Source organism: Streptomyces sp. NPDC042002, from assembly GCF_055588305.1.
Window position 1 is genome coordinate 1 of the sequence record NZ_JBVJCT010000011.1, and the last position, 15,035, is coordinate 15,035.

General features: G+C 71.4%; 16 protein-coding genes. 6 read left to right on the forward strand and 10 right to left on the reverse strand.

Features of this window, described 5'->3' with window-relative positions; genetic code table 11:
- Window positions 1-161: 161 nt before the first annotated feature.
- A complete protein-coding gene (locus tag ACZ6KY_RS18370; RefSeq protein ID WP_469311318.1) occupies window positions 162-875 on the reverse strand; it encodes a lysophospholipid acyltransferase family protein in 714 nt (237 codons plus the stop codon).
- Window positions 876-1,136: 261 nt separating this feature from the next.
- On the opposite strand from ACZ6KY_RS18370, the gene ACZ6KY_RS18375 reads away from it, so the two are divergent.
- Window positions 1,137-1,460 (forward strand): hypothetical protein, encoded by a 324-nt coding sequence (locus ACZ6KY_RS18375; protein ID WP_469311319.1) that lies wholly within the window; start codon window positions 1,137-1,139, stop codon window positions 1,458-1,460.
- Between the two features lie 207 nt (window positions 1,461-1,667).
- Here ACZ6KY_RS18375 and rocD read toward each other — a convergent pair whose 3' ends face one another.
- The 3 genes from rocD to ACZ6KY_RS18390 form a co-directional block, all read right to left on the reverse strand.
- Entirely contained in the window at window positions 1,668-2,918 is a 1,251-nt protein-coding gene (gene rocD, locus ACZ6KY_RS18380; protein ID WP_469311320.1) for an ornithine--oxo-acid transaminase, read from the reverse strand.
- On the reverse strand, window positions 2,915-3,727 hold the full coding sequence (ddaH, locus tag ACZ6KY_RS18385; protein ID WP_469311321.1) for a dimethylargininase: 813 nt from the start codon (window positions 3,725-3,727) through the stop codon (window positions 2,915-2,917). The genes rocD and ddaH overlap by 4 nt, the downstream gene beginning before the upstream one ends.
- Window positions 3,728-3,853: 126 nt before the next feature.
- A complete protein-coding gene (locus ACZ6KY_RS18390; RefSeq protein ID WP_469311322.1) occupies window positions 3,854-4,357 on the reverse strand; it encodes an Lrp/AsnC family transcriptional regulator in 504 nt (167 codons plus the stop codon).
- Between the two features lie 98 nt (window positions 4,358-4,455).
- Here ACZ6KY_RS18390 and ACZ6KY_RS18395 point away from each other — a divergent pair, with 98 nt between their 5' ends.
- The 4 genes from ACZ6KY_RS18395 (at window position 4,456) to ACZ6KY_RS18410 (ending at window position 8,858) form a co-directional block, all read left to right on the forward strand.
- A complete protein-coding gene (locus tag ACZ6KY_RS18395) occupies window positions 4,456-5,211 on the forward strand; it encodes a LytR/AlgR family response regulator transcription factor (RefSeq protein WP_365870555.1) in 756 nt (251 codons plus the stop codon).
- Between the two features lie 10 nt (window positions 5,212-5,221).
- Window positions 5,222-5,581: a hypothetical protein gene (locus ACZ6KY_RS18400; protein ID WP_469311323.1), complete on the forward strand. Its 360-nt coding sequence runs from the start codon at window positions 5,222-5,224 to the stop codon at window positions 5,579-5,581.
- A gap of 3 nt (window positions 5,582-5,584) precedes the next feature.
- A complete protein-coding gene (locus ACZ6KY_RS18405) occupies window positions 5,585-7,354 on the forward strand; it encodes a sodium/solute symporter (protein WP_469311324.1) in 1,770 nt (589 codons plus the stop codon).
- 298 nt (window positions 7,355-7,652) lie between these two features.
- Entirely contained in the window at window positions 7,653-8,858 is a 1,206-nt protein-coding gene (locus ACZ6KY_RS18410; protein ID WP_469311325.1) for a sensor histidine kinase, read from the forward strand.
- A gap of 110 nt (window positions 8,859-8,968) precedes the next feature.
- On the opposite strand, the gene ACZ6KY_RS18415 is transcribed toward ACZ6KY_RS18410, so the two are convergent.
- The gene (locus ACZ6KY_RS18415; protein ID WP_469311326.1) at window positions 8,969-9,127 is read right to left on the reverse strand and encodes a hypothetical protein; all 159 of its coding nucleotides are present in this window, start codon (window positions 9,125-9,127) and stop codon (window positions 8,969-8,971) included.
- A gap of 94 nt (window positions 9,128-9,221) precedes the next feature.
- Window positions 9,222-9,488 (reverse strand): hypothetical protein, encoded by a 267-nt coding sequence (locus ACZ6KY_RS18420; protein ID WP_469311327.1) that lies wholly within the window; start codon window positions 9,486-9,488, stop codon window positions 9,222-9,224.
- A 302-nt stretch (window positions 9,489-9,790) separates the two neighbouring features.
- Between ACZ6KY_RS18420 and ACZ6KY_RS18425 the strand changes: the two genes are divergently transcribed.
- Complete coding sequence (locus ACZ6KY_RS18425; protein WP_469311478.1) at window positions 9,791-10,600, forward strand: helix-turn-helix domain-containing protein; 810 nt, start codon at window positions 9,791-9,793, stop codon at window positions 10,598-10,600.
- On the opposite strand, the gene ACZ6KY_RS18430 is transcribed toward ACZ6KY_RS18425, so the two are convergent.
- From ACZ6KY_RS18430 to ACZ6KY_RS18445, 4 genes are all read right to left on the reverse strand, one after another.
- Entirely contained in the window at window positions 10,567-11,520 is a 954-nt protein-coding gene (locus tag ACZ6KY_RS18430; RefSeq protein ID WP_469311328.1) for a cytochrome c oxidase assembly protein, read from the reverse strand. The genes ACZ6KY_RS18425 and ACZ6KY_RS18430 overlap by 34 nt on opposite strands.
- A 138-nt stretch (window positions 11,521-11,658) precedes the next feature.
- Window positions 11,659-12,684 carry a 6-phosphofructokinase gene (locus tag ACZ6KY_RS18435; protein WP_328556917.1) on the reverse strand — a complete coding sequence of 342 codons (1,026 nt, stop codon included), beginning with the start codon at window positions 12,682-12,684 and terminating at the stop codon, window positions 11,659-11,661.
- Window positions 12,685-12,954: 270 nt separating this feature from the next.
- Window positions 12,955-13,683: a type 1 glutamine amidotransferase gene (locus tag ACZ6KY_RS18440; RefSeq protein ID WP_328556918.1), complete on the reverse strand. Its 729-nt coding sequence runs from the start codon at window positions 13,681-13,683 to the stop codon at window positions 12,955-12,957.
- A gap of 19 nt (window positions 13,684-13,702) precedes the next feature.
- Window positions 13,703-14,941 carry a MurT ligase domain-containing protein gene (locus ACZ6KY_RS18445; protein ID WP_469311329.1) on the reverse strand — a complete coding sequence of 413 codons (1,239 nt, stop codon included), beginning with the start codon at window positions 14,939-14,941 and terminating at the stop codon, window positions 13,703-13,705.
- Window positions 14,942-15,035 lie beyond the last annotated feature (94 nt).

Below are 15,035 nucleotides of genomic sequence, written 5' to 3' on the forward strand. Positions count from 1 at the left end.
GGAAAACTCCCTGCTAAGGGGAGGAACGGACGCGGCGGGGGGGGGGTGCGCGCCGAACCCCCCTGGGGGGGGGGGGGCCAGGGGGGGGGGGGGGGGGGGCTGTTCCCCCCCCCCCCCCCCCTCACTCGTCGCTCCCGACGACCCCGCCCCGGTCGTCGGCGTCAACTCAGCGGCATCCGGGGGAACCTGCGCCCCGCCTCGGCCTCCTCGGCCTTGACGACGGCCGCGTACCGGTCGACGTACTCCTGCTCGGAGAGCGTCAGGATGGCGTACATGATCTCGTCGGTGATGGCGCGCAGGACGGCCTTCTCGCCCTCCATCCCGGCATAGCGCGAGAAGTCGAGAGGCTTGCCGAAGCGGATCACCACGGGATGGATCCGCGGGAGCTTGCGGCCCGGGGGCTGGGCCTCGAAGGTGCCGATCATCGCGCAGGGGATGACCGGGGCCTGGGCCCGCAGGGCCATCACCGCGACGCCGACCTTGCCCTTGTAGAGCCGGCCGTCGTGCGACCGGGTGCCCTCGGGATAGATGCCGAGCAGCTCGTCCCCGCGCAGCACGCCGAGTCCCTCACGGATCGCGGCCTGCCCCGCCTCCTTGCCGGAACGGTCCACCGGAATCTGTCCGGCGCTGCGGAAGAAGGCCGCCGTCAGCCGCCCCTTGACGCCTGGCCCGGTGAAGTACTCGGCCTTCGCCAGGAAGGTGATCCGGCGCTTCAGGATCGCCGGCATCAGGAAGTGGTCCGCGAAGGACAGGTGGTTGCCGGCCACGATCGCCGGACCCGAGGACGGGATGTGCTCAAGGCCCTCGATCCGAGGCCGGAAGACCAGTCTCAACAATGGACCCAGAAGCACATATTTGAGCACGTAATAAAACACTGGGGCGCTCCTCATTTCCCCCGGGGAGCGATCAGTGTAGGCGCGGCCGTCGCCGGGCGTAACCATCGCGGTGTCACCCTCTGTGGCCACTTGGCCGGTATCGAACCCCTTGCGTCACGACTTCCTCCAGGGCCCCGGGAACCGACCGGAGTTCCCCGGCCTCGAAGGTGAGCGGCGGCGTGGCCGGTTGACCGCGCGGTGCGTGTCCTTGACCGGAATCGCCTCGTCCTTCACCCCGGACCCCGTGCCCCTGGGGGGGAGGTGCGGGGCCCGAAGCATCCCGCCTGTCGTGGACCGCTGCCCGGGCCCGGCTCCGCCCGGCGTGCTGTCAGCGCGTTCCGGCTGCGCGGCATCCGGCAGGGCGTCGCCCGTGCCACCTCCGGGCCGCGCGGACTGACCGTCGCCACCGAGACCTGCGCGGCGGCCCGGGAACGTGTCCTTCACTCCCGACCGGCGCGACTGGTCGGCCTGTACACCGGGGCCGACGGGAACCTCCACGTGGCGGTCCCGGCCGACGGCGGGGTCCGGTGCTGGTCGGAGACCCGGGCGGAGGAATGGGCGTACACCGGGCTGTGGGAGGGGTGATCACAGACGTGGACGCCGGACCCGGCGCCCACGGACCGCGCCCGGAAAAACGCGGCCTCGGGCGGCGCTGCCGTCCCGGCGCCGGTAAGGCGGTCCGTCCGGCGCGGACGGGCGCCTCCGCGCCCGTCCCGGTCCGCCGCTCCGACGGGTTCCGCGGCGTGTACACCGTGGGATGCCGAACGCGTCGGCGGCCACGGACCGACGTGATCACACCCCTTGCGTCAGCACCTTCTCCAGGGACCCGAGAGCCGACCGGAGTTCCTCGGCCGTGATGGTGAGCGGCGGCGCCAGCCGGATGGTCGAGCCGTGCGTGTCCTTGACCAGGATCCCCTCGTCCATCAGGCCCCGGCTGATCTCCCGGCCCGTGCCGATGGACGGGTCGATGTCGACGCCCGCCCACAGCCCGCGCGAGCGGAAGCCCTCGACGCCCCGGCCCACCAGGGCCGTCAGCCCGTCCCGCAGCAGGACGCCCAGCTCGGCCGCCCTGCGCTGGTACTCACCGGTCTCCAGCAGGCCCACGACCGCCGAGCCGACCGCCGCGGCCAGTGGGTTGCCGCCGAAGGTCGAGCCGTGCTCACCCGGACGCAGCACCTCCAGCACGTCCCGGCGTCCGACGACCGCGGAGACCGGCACGATGCCGCCGCCGAGCGCCTTGCCGAGCAGCAGCAGGTCGGGGACGACCGACTCGTGCTCCACCGCCAGCGTGGTGCCGGTGCGGCCGAGGCCCGACTGGATCTCGTCCGCGACGAACAGACAGCCGGCGCGACGGGTGAGCTCACGGACGCCGGCGAGATACCCGTCGTCCGGGATGACCACGCCCGCCTCGCCCTGGATGGGTTCGAGCAGCACCGCGGCCGTCGTCTCGTCGATCGCCGCTTCGAGCGCGGCCAGGTCGTTGTACGGCACGACCCGGAAGCCGGGTGTGAAGGGGCCGAAGCCGGAGCGGGCCGTGTCGTCGGTGGAGAAGCTGACGATCGTGGTCGTACGGCCGTGGAAGTTGTCGGCCGCCACCACGATGGTGGCCCGGTCGGGCTCGACGCCCTTCACCTCGTACGCCCATTTGCGGGCCACCTTGATGGCGCTCTCCACCGCCTCGGCGCCCGTGTTCATCGGCAGGACCATGTCCAGGCCCGTCAACGCGGCCAGGGACTCGGCGAATTCGGCCAGCCGGTCGTTGTGGAAGGCCCGCGAGGTGAGCGTGAGCCGGTCCAGCTGCTGGTGCGCCGCCTCGATCAACACGGGGTTGCGGTGGCCGAAGTTGAGGGCCGAGTAGCCCGCCAGCATGTCGAGGTAGCGGCGGCCCTCGACGTCCTCGACCCAGGTGCCCTCGGCGCGCGCGACGACCACGGGCAGCGGGTGGTAGTTGTGCGCCAGGACGGGTCCCTCGGCTCGGATCAGTTCCTCGGAACTGCGCGCACCGGCGCCGGCGGACGCGGTCGTACGGGCGGGAGCGGTCATGAACGGATCTCCTGAGTGCAGCACTTGATGCCGCCGCCGGCCTTGTGGAACTCCGACAGGTCGACGGGGACGGGAACGTAGCCGTGGCGGACGAGCTGGTCGGCGAGGGCCTCGGCGCGCGGCGCGATGAAGACATGACGGCCGTCGGAGACGGAGTTGAGGCCGAAGACGAGGGCGTCCTCACGGGTCGCGAGCACCGCGTCCGGGAACAGCCGGCTCAGCACCTCGCGGCTGCCCGGCGAGAAGGCGTCGGGGTAGTACGCGATGTTGTCGTCGTCGAGGACGAAGAGCGCGGTGTCCAGGTGGTAGAAGTGCGGGTCCACCAACTGGAGGCTGATCACCGGGACGCCGAAGAACTCCTGGACCTCGCGATGGGCCTCGCGCGTGGTGCGGAACCCGGTACCGGCGAGGACATAGCGGCGCGTCGGGACGAGATCGCCCTCGCCCTCGCACACCGACTCGGGGCGGTAGACGTCGAAACCGGCCGTCTTGAACCAGGTGTCGTACGCGGTGGACTCGGGGCGGCGCTCGGGTGCGTGGAAGGACGAGCCGAAGACGCGGCCCTCCAGGACGAGCGCGCAGTTCGCGGCGAAGACCATGTCGGGAAGGCCCGCGACCGGTTCGACGCGGTCGACGGTGTGGCCGTACGCGCGATAGGCGCTGATCAGCGCCTGCCACTGATCGCGCGCGAGACCGACGTCCACGGGGGTGTCGGGACGCATCCAGGGGTTGATCGCGTACTGCACGGCGAAGTGTCTGGGTTCGCAGACGAGAAAGCGCCGGGGGCGCGGCACACGGCTGTCAGGCACGAAGAGGTTCCCTCCGCTTCCTGCGGTGTCGGCTGGTGGGATGTCTCCACGGTAAGAAGCGGGGGATACGGACGACAAGCGACGAGAGCTGCGTGTATACGCAGTACCGCTGCGTGATCGACCGGATCAGCGCACGTTTCCTGCGTCGTCCGGGGCCGCGGCGGTCGCCCCGGCCTCCGGAGCCTCGGGCAGCAGGTGGGACAGCACCATGTAGCTGATCGTCTTCCGGATGAACGGCTCCACCCGGATGCGCTCCAGGATCTCCTCGAAGTGCTCCACATCGACGGCCCGTACGTGCAGCAGCGCGTCCGCGCCCCCGGTCACCGTCATCGCCGCGGTGATCTCCGGATGGTTGCGCACCACCTCCGCGAGCCGCCGGGGCGGCGCGGCGCCCTCGCAGTACACCTCCACGTACGCCTCCGTGCGCCAGCCGAGCGCCGCGGGCTTCACCGTGGCCGTGAACCCGGTGATCACGCCCGTCTCGCGCAGCCGGTCGACACGGCGCTTGACGGCCGTCGCGGACAGTCCGACCGCCGCGCCGATCTCCGCGAAGCTCGTCCTGGCATTGGCCATCAGAGCCGTGATGATCTTGCGGTCGAGCTCGTCGAACATCGCGGGCTTGCTGTTCATGGCCCGACTGTATCCAGCGACAACCGCCGGCCGGCCGGGGGCAACGGCCATGTCCCGCACATGTCCAGCCATGCCGATCGCTCATACACTCCACTGTCATGCTGCGCGTGCTCGCCGTCGACGACGAACAACCGTCCCTCGAGGAACTCCTGTATCTGCTGAACGCCGATCCCCGGGTCGGCAGCGCCGAGGGCGCGAGTGACGCGACCGAGGCGCTGCGCAGGATCAACCGGGCACTGGAGTCCGGACCCGGCGGACCCGAGGCGATCGACGTCGTCTTCCTCGACATCCACATGCCCGGCCTGGACGGGCTCGACCTGGCCCGGCTGCTCGGCGGCTTCGCGCAGCCGCCGCTCGTCGTGTTCGTGACCGCCCACGAGGGTTTCGCCGTGCAGGCCTTCGACCTCAAGGCCGTCGACTACGTCCTGAAGCCCGTACGCCGCGAACGGCTCGCCGAGGCGGTCCGCCGGGCCGTCCAACTGCGGGACACCGCACCCCTGATCCCCGTCCACGAGCCCGACCCCGACCACATATCCGTCGAACTCGGCGGGGTGACCCGCTTCGTGGCCGTCGAGGACATCACCCACGTCGAGGCCCACGGCGACTACGCCCGGCTGCACACCGCGCAGGGCAGCCACCTGGTGCGCATCCCACTGTCCACCCTCGAAGAGCGCTGGCGCTCCCGCGGCTTCGTCCGCATCCACCGGCGCCACCTCGTCGCACTGCGCCACATCGGCGAACTCCGCCTGGACGCGGGCACGGTGAGCGTCCTCGTCGACTCCGTCGAACTCCAGGTCAGCCGCCGCCACGCCCGCCAACTGCGCGATCTGCTGCTGCGCCGGACCACGAGCTGAGGAGCACCGTGTGCCGCAGGACCCCACCGAACGCCGCGTGGTCGTCACCGGAGCGCCCCGGCGCACCCGCCGGACATCGGGCTACTACCGGCCGAGGACCGAGATCGACGAACAGACCACACTCGGCCACACCTACGTCCGCTCTCTGATGCGCAGTCAATTCCGCGCAGCCAGTGTGACGTTGGCCGTCCTGGTGCTGCTCGTCGGACCGTTGCCGCTGGTCTTCGCGGCGATGCCGGACGGCGCGACCCTGGAATGGGCCGTGCTCGGATTCTGCCTCTACGCGCCGCTGGTGCTGCTCGCCCGCTGGTACGTACGGCGGGCGGAGCGCAACGAGAAGGACTTCGTACGCCTGGTCGAGGACCGCTGAACCGTGAACGAGAACTACTCCGTTCCCGCCGTCGCCCTCGTCGTCGTCGCGACCGTCCTGGTCGGCGCGTTCGGGCTGCGCATCTCCCGGACCACCTCCGACTTCTACGTCGCCTCACGCACCGTCGGGCCCCGGCTCAACGCGGCCGCGATCAGCGGCGAATACCTCTCCGCCGCCTCCTTCCTGGGCATCGCCGGCCTGGTGCTCGTCCAGGGGCCCGACATGCTCTGGTACCCGGTCGGCTACACCGCCGGCTATCTCGTCCTGCTCCTCTTCGTCGCGGCACCGCTCCGCCGCTCCGGCGCCTACACGCTGCCCGACTTCGCGGAGGCGCGGCTCGGCTCCCAGGCGGTGCGGCGGCTCGCCGGGGCGTTCGTCGTCGGCGTCGGCTGGCTCTATCTGCTGCCCCAACTCCAGGGGGCGGGACTGACGCTGGCGGTGCTGACCGACGCGCCCGACTGGTTCGGCGGGGTGCTGGTCGCCGTCGTCGTGGTGGCGACGGTCGCCGCGGGCGGCATGCGCAGCATCACCTTCGTGCAGGCCTTCCAGTACTGGCTCAAGCTCACCGCCCTGCTCGTCCCCGCGGTCTTCCTGGCCCTCGCCTGGCAGTCCCACGGCGCCCCCCGCGACGCCTTCGACGAACCGCCGACCTTCCGCGAACAGCGCCTCGTCCAGGTCGACTCCACGCTCGACCTCAAGCTGTCCAGGCCGCTCACCGTCACGGCGACGGGCACCGTCGACGGCCGCCGGTACGAGGGCGCGCGGGTCCGGCTCCCGCGGGGCGCCCACCACATCGAGAGCGGCACCCGGCTGACCTTCGACCGGGGCGACCCGGTCCCGGCGGCCACCCCAGGCAGCAACGGAGCCATGTCGACCTCCCTGGCCGCCGGGCGCGAGGAACGCCCGCTCTACGCCACCTACGGACTGATCCTCGCCACCTTCCTCGGCACGATGGGCCTGCCCCACGTCGTCGTCCGCTTCTACACCAGCCCGCACGGAGTCGCCGCCCGTCGCACCACCGTCGCCGTCCTCGGCCTGATCGGCGCCTTCTACCTCCTCCCGCCCGTCTACGGAGTGCTGGGCCGGCTGTACGCCCCCGAACTCAGTCTCACCGGCGACGCGGACGCCGCCGTACTCCTGCTGCCCGACCGGATGATCGGCGGCGCCGGCGCGGACCTCCTCGGCGCGCTCGTCGCGGGCGGCGCCTTCGCCGCGTTCCTGTCGACGGCGTCCGGGCTGACCATGGCGGTCGCGGGTGTGCTCACCCAGGACGTGCTGCCCTCCCGCGGGGTGCGGCACTTCCGGCTCGGCACCGTCCTGGCGATGGCCGTGCCGCTCGCCGCGAGCGTGCTGGTGGGCGGGCTGCCCGTCGCCGACGCGGTGGGGCTCGCGTTCGCCGTGTCCGCGTCCTCCTTCTGCCCGCTGCTGGTGCTCGGCATCTGGTGGCGCCGGCTCACCCCGCCGGGGGCGGCGGCCGGGATGCTCGGCGGCGGTGGCGCGGCACTCCTCGCCGTCGGCGCGACCATGGCGGGCTATCCGGGGACGACGGGTTCCCTGCACGCGCTGCTCGCCTGGCCCGCGCTCTGGTCGGTGCCGCTCGGCTTCGTGACCATGGTGCTGGTGTCCCTGGCCACCGCCGGCCGCGTACCCGCCGGGACGGCGGCCATCCTCGCCCGGTTCCACCTCCCGGAGGAACTCACGGACGGTCAGGTCCGCGCGGCGGTCAGCGGAACAGCGAGCGCGGCAGCGGGCGCGAAGGAGTCCGAACGGTGAGGACGTCGGCCGACGGGCCGCGAGGTGAGGGGTCTTCGCCGGGGTCGCGGCGGGACCGACGCCCGCCGGGACGGCTGCGCGGGTGTGCTCTCGCGGGTGGGGTGATGGTCGGCGTGCGAGGTGAGGGGCCCCGGCCAGGGGCGCTGTCGGATCGGTGGCCGCCGGGGCGGTCGTACGGGTGTGGCCTCGCGGGTGGGGTGATGGCGGGGCATGAGGAGCGGGCCCTGCCGGGGGTGCTGCCGGAGCCGTGGTCGCCAGGACGGCTCCGGCGCGGCCTCGTGGGTGGGGTGGTGAGCGGGTGAGCGGGTTCATCGCCGGGCTCTGTGTGGCCGTACTCCCGCTGCTGGCGGCCGGGTTCTGGCTCGGCAGGCGGACCGCGCGGCCCGAGAACCTCGGCGGGCTCGGCACCCCGGTCGAGCACGCGACCTTCCAGACCCTGCACACCGCCTCGCTGGCCGCGCCCCCGCTGCGCGCCGGACTCACCGAGGAGACGGCCCGCCGGTCCGCCCGACGGCTGCGCACCCTGCTCGGCACGGACGCGCTGTGCCTCACCGACCAGGAGACGGTCCTCGCCTGGGACGGAGCCGGCGCACACCACCGCGCCGAGGTCATGGAACGCCTCGGCGGCCCGCTGGAGACCGGCCGCGGCGAGGCCTTCCGGCTGACCTGCGACGAACCCGACTGCCCCCTGCGCTGGGCCGTCGTCGCACCGCTCACCGTCGACGAACGGGTGCACGGAGCGCTCGTCGCCTGCGCGCCCCGCGAGTCCGCGGTCCTCGTTCGCGCCGTCGGCGAGGTCGCCCGCTGGGTCTCCGTCCAACTGGAGTTGGCCGACCTCGACCAGTCCCGAACGCGGCTGATCGAGGCCGAGATCAAGGCACTTCGTGCCCAGATATCCCCGCACTTCATCTTCAACTCGCTCGCCGTCATCGCCTCGTTCGTGCGCACCGACCCGGAGCGCGCCCGCGAACTCCTGCTGGAGTTCGCCGACTTCACCCGCTACTCGTTCCGCAGGCACGGCGACTTCACCACCCTCGCCGACGAACTCCACGCCATCGACCACTACTTGGCGCTCGTGCGGGCCCGCTTCGGTGATCGGCTGTCCGTCACCCTGCAGATCGCGCCCGAGGTACTGCCGGTCGCGCTGCCCTTCCTCTGTCTCCAGCCCCTGGTGGAGAACGCCGTCAAACACGGACTCGAGGGCAAGACCGACAAGAGCCACATCAGCATCACGGCGCAGGACGCCGGCGCCGAGGCGCTCGTCGTCATCGAGGACAACGGCATCGGCATGGACCCCGACCGGCTGCGCCGCATCCTGTCCGGAGAGGCCAGTCCCTCCGGGGGTATCGGCCTCTCCAACGTCGACGAACGGCTGCGCCAGGTCTACGGCGACGATCACGGCCTCGTCATCGAGACGGCGGTGGGAGCGGGCATGAAGATCACCGCCCGGCTCCCCAAATACCAGCCCGGCGTGCACTCGGCGGCACGGCGGCCCCGACAGTGACGGGCGCGGCCGGCGGGCCGGTAGCGGGGGAGAGGAGCGGCCGGCGCACCGCACCGGGTCCGGACGCGTCCGCGGCGGCGGGCCGGGGCCAGGTGCCGCGGGAGACGGGGTCAGGTGCTGTGGGAGACCACCATCCCCAGGGTTATCAGACCGAGCACGACCCAGCCGAACCACAGCCAGCCGTTACTGCCCAGCGCCACCGTGTAGGCCGTCACCACGACGAGCCCGCCCACGGTGAGCGCCCCCATCGTCTTCGTCGAACCGGGCATGGCGGCACCCTCCTCCAGGCGGGTCCGCGACGCGGACCGTTGCCTTTGGGGCCATTTTCACCCGGAGGGGGGCGCTTCGCCAGAGCCGCGCGGACTACTGCGCCCCCTGCGCCGGGCGTCGCCCCTTCTCGATGAAGCAGACCACCAGGTAGTACGGCTGAGCCCACACACCCGTACCGCGCACACCATGACTCCAGTGCGTGGAGGCGTCGTAGTCGTACCGTTCCGGCGGCGCGTCGACCGCGCACTGGTCGTCCGCCTGCTCCAACGGGTCCTTCCTGGGCCGGTGGACGCTGAGGTGGCGGACAGACGACGGTGTCGCTCGCGGTGTCGAACCCTTTCGGGTGGGCACGACGGTCATGCTCCTGACGTTCCAGGCGAGCCCGGTCGTCACCAGGGCCGGACGCGAACAGCGTCACCGACGCGCCCCACTCCAGGGCGCTGCCCTCGAACGGCTGAGAGGAAGTGACCTGGGCATCGCCCGAGGGCAGGGAGCTGCCGCCGTAGGCGAGGGCCGTCCCGGGTCCGCCGGCCGTCCGCTCGCTTTGGCGAAATGTCAGGCCCGTGACCCGTGGAACGGTGTTCTCCGCGTACGGGTCGAAGGGTGTGCCGCCCTCGCTCACCGTGCCGGGCAGGCGCGTGATCCTCCGGCCGGGGTTCTCGATGCCTACGAGCCGGAGCCGGTCGATCCGTCCGGATCCCGCGAGCCGACGACCGGGCGCGGAACGCCCGCAGGGAGGCCCGGCGGAGCCGGGGAACACTTCGCCGGGTCGCTGTTGCCCGAATGACGGCAGTGCGAAAGGGGGCCGGCGAAGTTGGTTCCGGCCGATCGGGTCCGGGTTGTCGTTGGTGACTGTCGGTGTCCGGATCGTGCGACTTCGGTATGCCTTCCGCCTCGGCCCTGGGCCCGGTCAGCGCGTTGCGCGGGCGCGGGCGTCCGGGTGTGCGCGGGTGGTGTACAACGACGCGGTCGCCGCCCGGGAACGGGCCCGGCGGGAGGATGCCGCGTTTCCGAGTGCGGGCGCACTGTCGAAGACGCTGATCACCGAGGCGAAGCAGAACCCCGGGCGGTGGTGGCTGTCCGAGGTGTCGGCGGTGGTCCTGCAGCAGGCGCTGCGGGACGTGGAGCGCGCCTACGGCAACTTCTTCGCCTCGGTGGAAGGAGCCCGCCAGGGGCCACGGGTGGGGGCACGACGCCGCCAGGAACCTCAAACAGGCCGCCGGACCGGCGGTGACAGCCTGTCGGGCGCGGGTAAGACCAGAACCTGTGGTTCCGGCACAGCGCGAAGAAGCAGGAAGCCACGGAATCCACGCCGGGGTCCGTGCCGCGCAGCGGCACAGCACTCAGTGAGGAAGGCCGGAATCTCCCTGCTTCAGGGGAGCAAGTCAATGAACGGAAATGCCTTTTCCCACATGCAAGCGCGAATGACGCGGTTAATTCAGCGACCGCGTGCGTTGAGTGAGGCCAGATAGGCGTTGTAGGCCTCGAGTTCCTTGTCGCCGTCCCGGTCCGCGGCCCGGTCCTGGCGCTTGGCCTGCCGCTGCTCGGAGCTGTACCACTGGAAGAGCAGCGCGAGAAGGACGAGGACGGAGGGGATCTCGCTGAACGCCCAGGCGATACCGCCCGCGGCGGTCTGGTCGGCGAGCGCGTCGATGCCGAGGGAGGCCGACGGGTTCTTGTACGACTCGACCATCGGCTGGGAGGCCATCATCAGCGCGATGCCGAAGAACGCGTGGAACGGCATGCCCGCGAACAGCTCCAGCATCCGCATCAGGTAGCCAGGGCGGTGCGGGCCGGGATCCACGCCCATGATCGGCCAGAAGAACACCAGGCCGACGGCGAGGAAGTGGCACATCATCACGATGTGGCCCGTGGTGGAGCCCATCAGGAAGTCGAAGATCGGGGAGAAGTACAGCGCGTACAGGCTCGCGATGAACAGCGGGAGGGTGAACGCCGGGTGGGTGATGATCCGCATGTACCGGCTGTGCAGGAACATCAGCAGCAGTTCACGCGGCCCCTTGTTGCCCCGCGTGGCCGCCACCGGCAGCGCGCGCAGCGCCAGCGTGATCGGCGCCCCCAGCAGGATCAGGATCGGCGACAGCATGCTGATCACCATGTGCTGGACCATGTGCACGCTGAACATGACCATGCCGTAGTCGTTCAGCCGGGTGCAGGTGATGATCAGTACGGTCAGTACGCCGACGACGAAGGAGGCCGTACGGCCCCACGACCACGCGTCGCCGCGCCGCGCCAGCCGCACGACTCCCCAGCCGTACAGTCCGAGCCCGAGCAGGCACGCGACGAGGAAGAACGGGTCCGCGGACCACTCGAACCCCCGCCCCAGCGTGAACGGCGGCAGATCCATGGTCATGCCGTGCCCGCTGTGATCCATCCGCCGGCTCCTGTTTCTGGGGGATACCTCCCAGGCCCTTTTAAGGCACTGGGGGAGGTTGTGCGCTGTCTGTCCGCACCAGAGTAGAACCGCCCCCGGCCGCCGCTGCGACCGGGGGCGGTTCCGACTGCGTACGTCTCAGAGCACGCACTCCGCCTCTGCGTACCGCTCGTCCGGAACCGTCTTCAGGGTCTCGACCGCCTCCGCGAGCGACACCATGACGATGTCGGTCCCGCGCAGCGCGGTCATCTTCCCGAACTCGCCCCGGTGCACGGCCTCCACGGCGTGCCACCCGAACCGGGTCGCGAGCACACGGTCGTACGCCGTCGGCGTGCCGCCGCGCTGCACGTGCCCGAGGATGACCGGCCGGGCCTCCTTGCCGAGCCGCTCCTCCAGCTCGATCGAGAGCTGCCGGGCGATGCCCGCGAAGCGCTCGTGGCCGTAGATGTCCTTGCCGCCCTCGTCGTACACCATCGAGCCCTCGCGGGGCTTCGCGCCCTCGGCGGCGACGACGATGGCGAACCGCTTGCCCGCCTCGAAACGCTCGCCGACCCGCGCGGCCAGCTCCTCGATGTCGAAGGGGCGCTCGGGTACGACGATGGCGTGGGCGCCGGCGGCCATGCCGGAGTGCAGCGCGATCCAGCCGGTGTGACGGCCCATGACCTCCACGATCAGCACGCGCTGGTGGGACTCGGCGGTGGTCTTCAGCCGGTCGAGGGCCTCGGTCGCGACGCCGACGGCGGTGTCGAAGCCGAAGGTGACGTCCGTGACCGCGATGTCGTTGTCGATGGTCTTCGGCACGCCGACGATCGGCAGGCCGCCGTCCGACAGCAGGCGGGCCGCCTTCAGCGTGCCCTCGCCGCCGATCGGGATGATCGCGTCGAGCCCGAGGTCCGCGACATGGCCCTTGGCCCGCTCCACGCCGTCACGCAGATGCGCGGGCTGGACCCGGGAGGAGCCGAGCATGGTGCCGCCGCGAGCGAGGATCCCGCTCACCGCGTCGAGGTCGAGCTTGAGGTAGTCGCACTCCAGGAGACCCTTCCAGCCGTCCCGGAAACCGATGACCTCGTCGCCGTGGTCGACGACGGCACGGTGTACGACCGACCGGATGACGGCGTTCAGGCCGGGGCAGTCGCCGCCGGACGTGAGGACACCAATGCGCATAGCCCGAAATACCTTCTCAACGTGGTCCGGGGACCGGACCACGTTGTCCGGCAAGGATCGACGCCACCCTACCGGCGGGAGGGGGCCCGGCCGCACTGTGCGTCCGCCTGCTGGACGCACCCGCTCACCTGTGCGGATACGGTTTCAGACGGGCTCCGGACGAGGCTGGACGGACCGTTTCCCGGGGTGGAAACGGTTCCTCCCGGGAAACGCGAAGAGGAACCGTTCCTCCTTGAGGAACGGTTCCTCTGGCCCGCCGGGCGGGTCGGCCTACGCGGGCTGCTGGGCGGACGCGATGCGCTCGGAGCGCAGCGCCTCGTACCAGCGGTCGTCGATCGGCGGCAGCGCGTTGACGTCGAGGGCCAGCTTCAGCAGCAGGTCCGCGATCTGCGGATTGCGGGCGAGGACGGGCCCGTGCATGTACGTACCGAAGACGGTGTCGTTGTACGCGCCCTCGGTGCCGTCGCCCGTGCCGTTGCCCTTGCCGAGCCGCACGTTCGCGAACGGGCGGGCGGTGGGCCCGAGGTGGGTGACGCCCTGGTGGTTCTCGAAGCCGGTCAGCGGGGGCAGACCGAGCCGCGGGTCGATGTCCCCGAGGACGTCACCGACGCACCGCTCGCCCTCACCGCGCACCGAGACCACGTCGAGCAGGCCGAGTCCCGGCTCGCGCTGGCCGAGGTCGTTGATGAACTCGTGCCCGAGGATCTGGTAGCCGGCGCAGACGGAGAAGACGATCGCGCCGTTGCCGACCGCGCGGTCCAGACCGCCGTCACGGCGCAGCCGCTCCGCGGCGAGCCGCTGCGGCCGGTCCTCGCCGCCCCCGATGAGGTAGATGTCACCGGAGGTCGGGATCGGCTGGTCGCTGCGCACGTCGACGCGGGCAACGTCGAGGCCGCGCTGACGCGCCCGGCGCTCCACGACGAGGGCGTTGCCCTGGTCGCCGTAGGTGCTCAGCAGGTCCGGATAGATCCACACCAGACGCAGGCTGTTGTCACTCATTCTCTTCGTCCTCCGTGGCTCAGTTGCCGACACGACGCCTCAAGTCCTGGAAAGCGGTGTAGTTCGCGATGACCTCGATGCGTCCGGGCGGTGCCTGCTGCACGGCCTGGTCGAGGTTCTCGCAGACCTGGAACTGCTGGTTGGCGACTTCGAGGCGTACGGCGAGGTCCAGCTTGCGGTCGCCGAGGACGAAGATCGGGTGTCCGGTCAGACGGGTGTAGTCGACGTCCCACAGCCAGGAGGTGTCGGTGCCGTCGGCGCCGCGCGCGTTCACCGACAGGATGACCGGGGTCGGCGGCGGGTCGATCAGGGAGAACGTCTCCAGCCAGCCCGCGGGGTTCTTGGCGAGCAGCAGACGCAGGTCGCGCTGCATGAACTGCACCACGTCGTAGCGTCCGGCCACCGCCTGCACCTGGTACATGCGCTCCAGGGCGACCTGCGGCGGCACGCCGAAGACGGCGGCCACGGCGGCCGAGGAGGCGGCGTTCGCCTTGTTGGCGCGGCCCGGCAGCTGGAGGTGGATCGGCCAGGCGGAGCCGTGCGGGTCGAGGACGTGGTCCCCGGACAGGGCCCAGGTCGGGTTCGGACGGCGGAAGCCGCAGTCGCCGCAGAACCAGTCGTCGCCGGGGCGCTGCATCACGCCGCCGCAGGACGGGCAGGACCAGGCGTCTTCCTTCCACATCTGGCCGGCCGCCACCCACATGACGTTCGGCGAGGAGGACGCCGCCCAGACCACCAGCGGGTCGTCCGCGTTGGCGACCACGACGGCCTTGGAACCGGCAAGACCCTCACGCCAGTGCTCCGCCATCATCCGCGTCTCGGCGGCCCGGTCGAGCTGGTCGCGCGAGAGGTTCAGCAGGGCGATGCACTTCGGGTCGGTGTCACGTGCCACACCGGCGAGGTACTTCTCGTCGACCTCGATGACCGCGAACTTGGCGTCCGATCCGCCGGCCAGCGCCGAGGTGATGCCCGCGGGCATGTTGGCGCCGAGCGCGTTGGACACGACCGGGCCCGCGGCGCCCAGGGCCTCCGCGATCAGCCGGGTCGTCGTGGTCTTGCCGTTGGTCGCCGACACCAGGATCACGTCCAGGTGCGTGGCGAGCCTCGCCAGCAGGTCGGGGTCGAGCTTGAGAGCCACCCGGCCGCCGATCACCGATCCGCTGCCGCGTCCGGCGGCCCGCGAGACGGCCGCCGCCGCCTTGCCCGCCGTCACGGCCAGCTTGGCCCGCGGCGACAGCGGGTCCGAGTTGCCTGACATCGTTTCTCGATCCTCCTTGCGTACGCGCCGCGCCCCTGCCCCCGGCACCGTTGGGGGCTCAGCCTATCGAGATCCGCTCACGGGCCCGAATCGC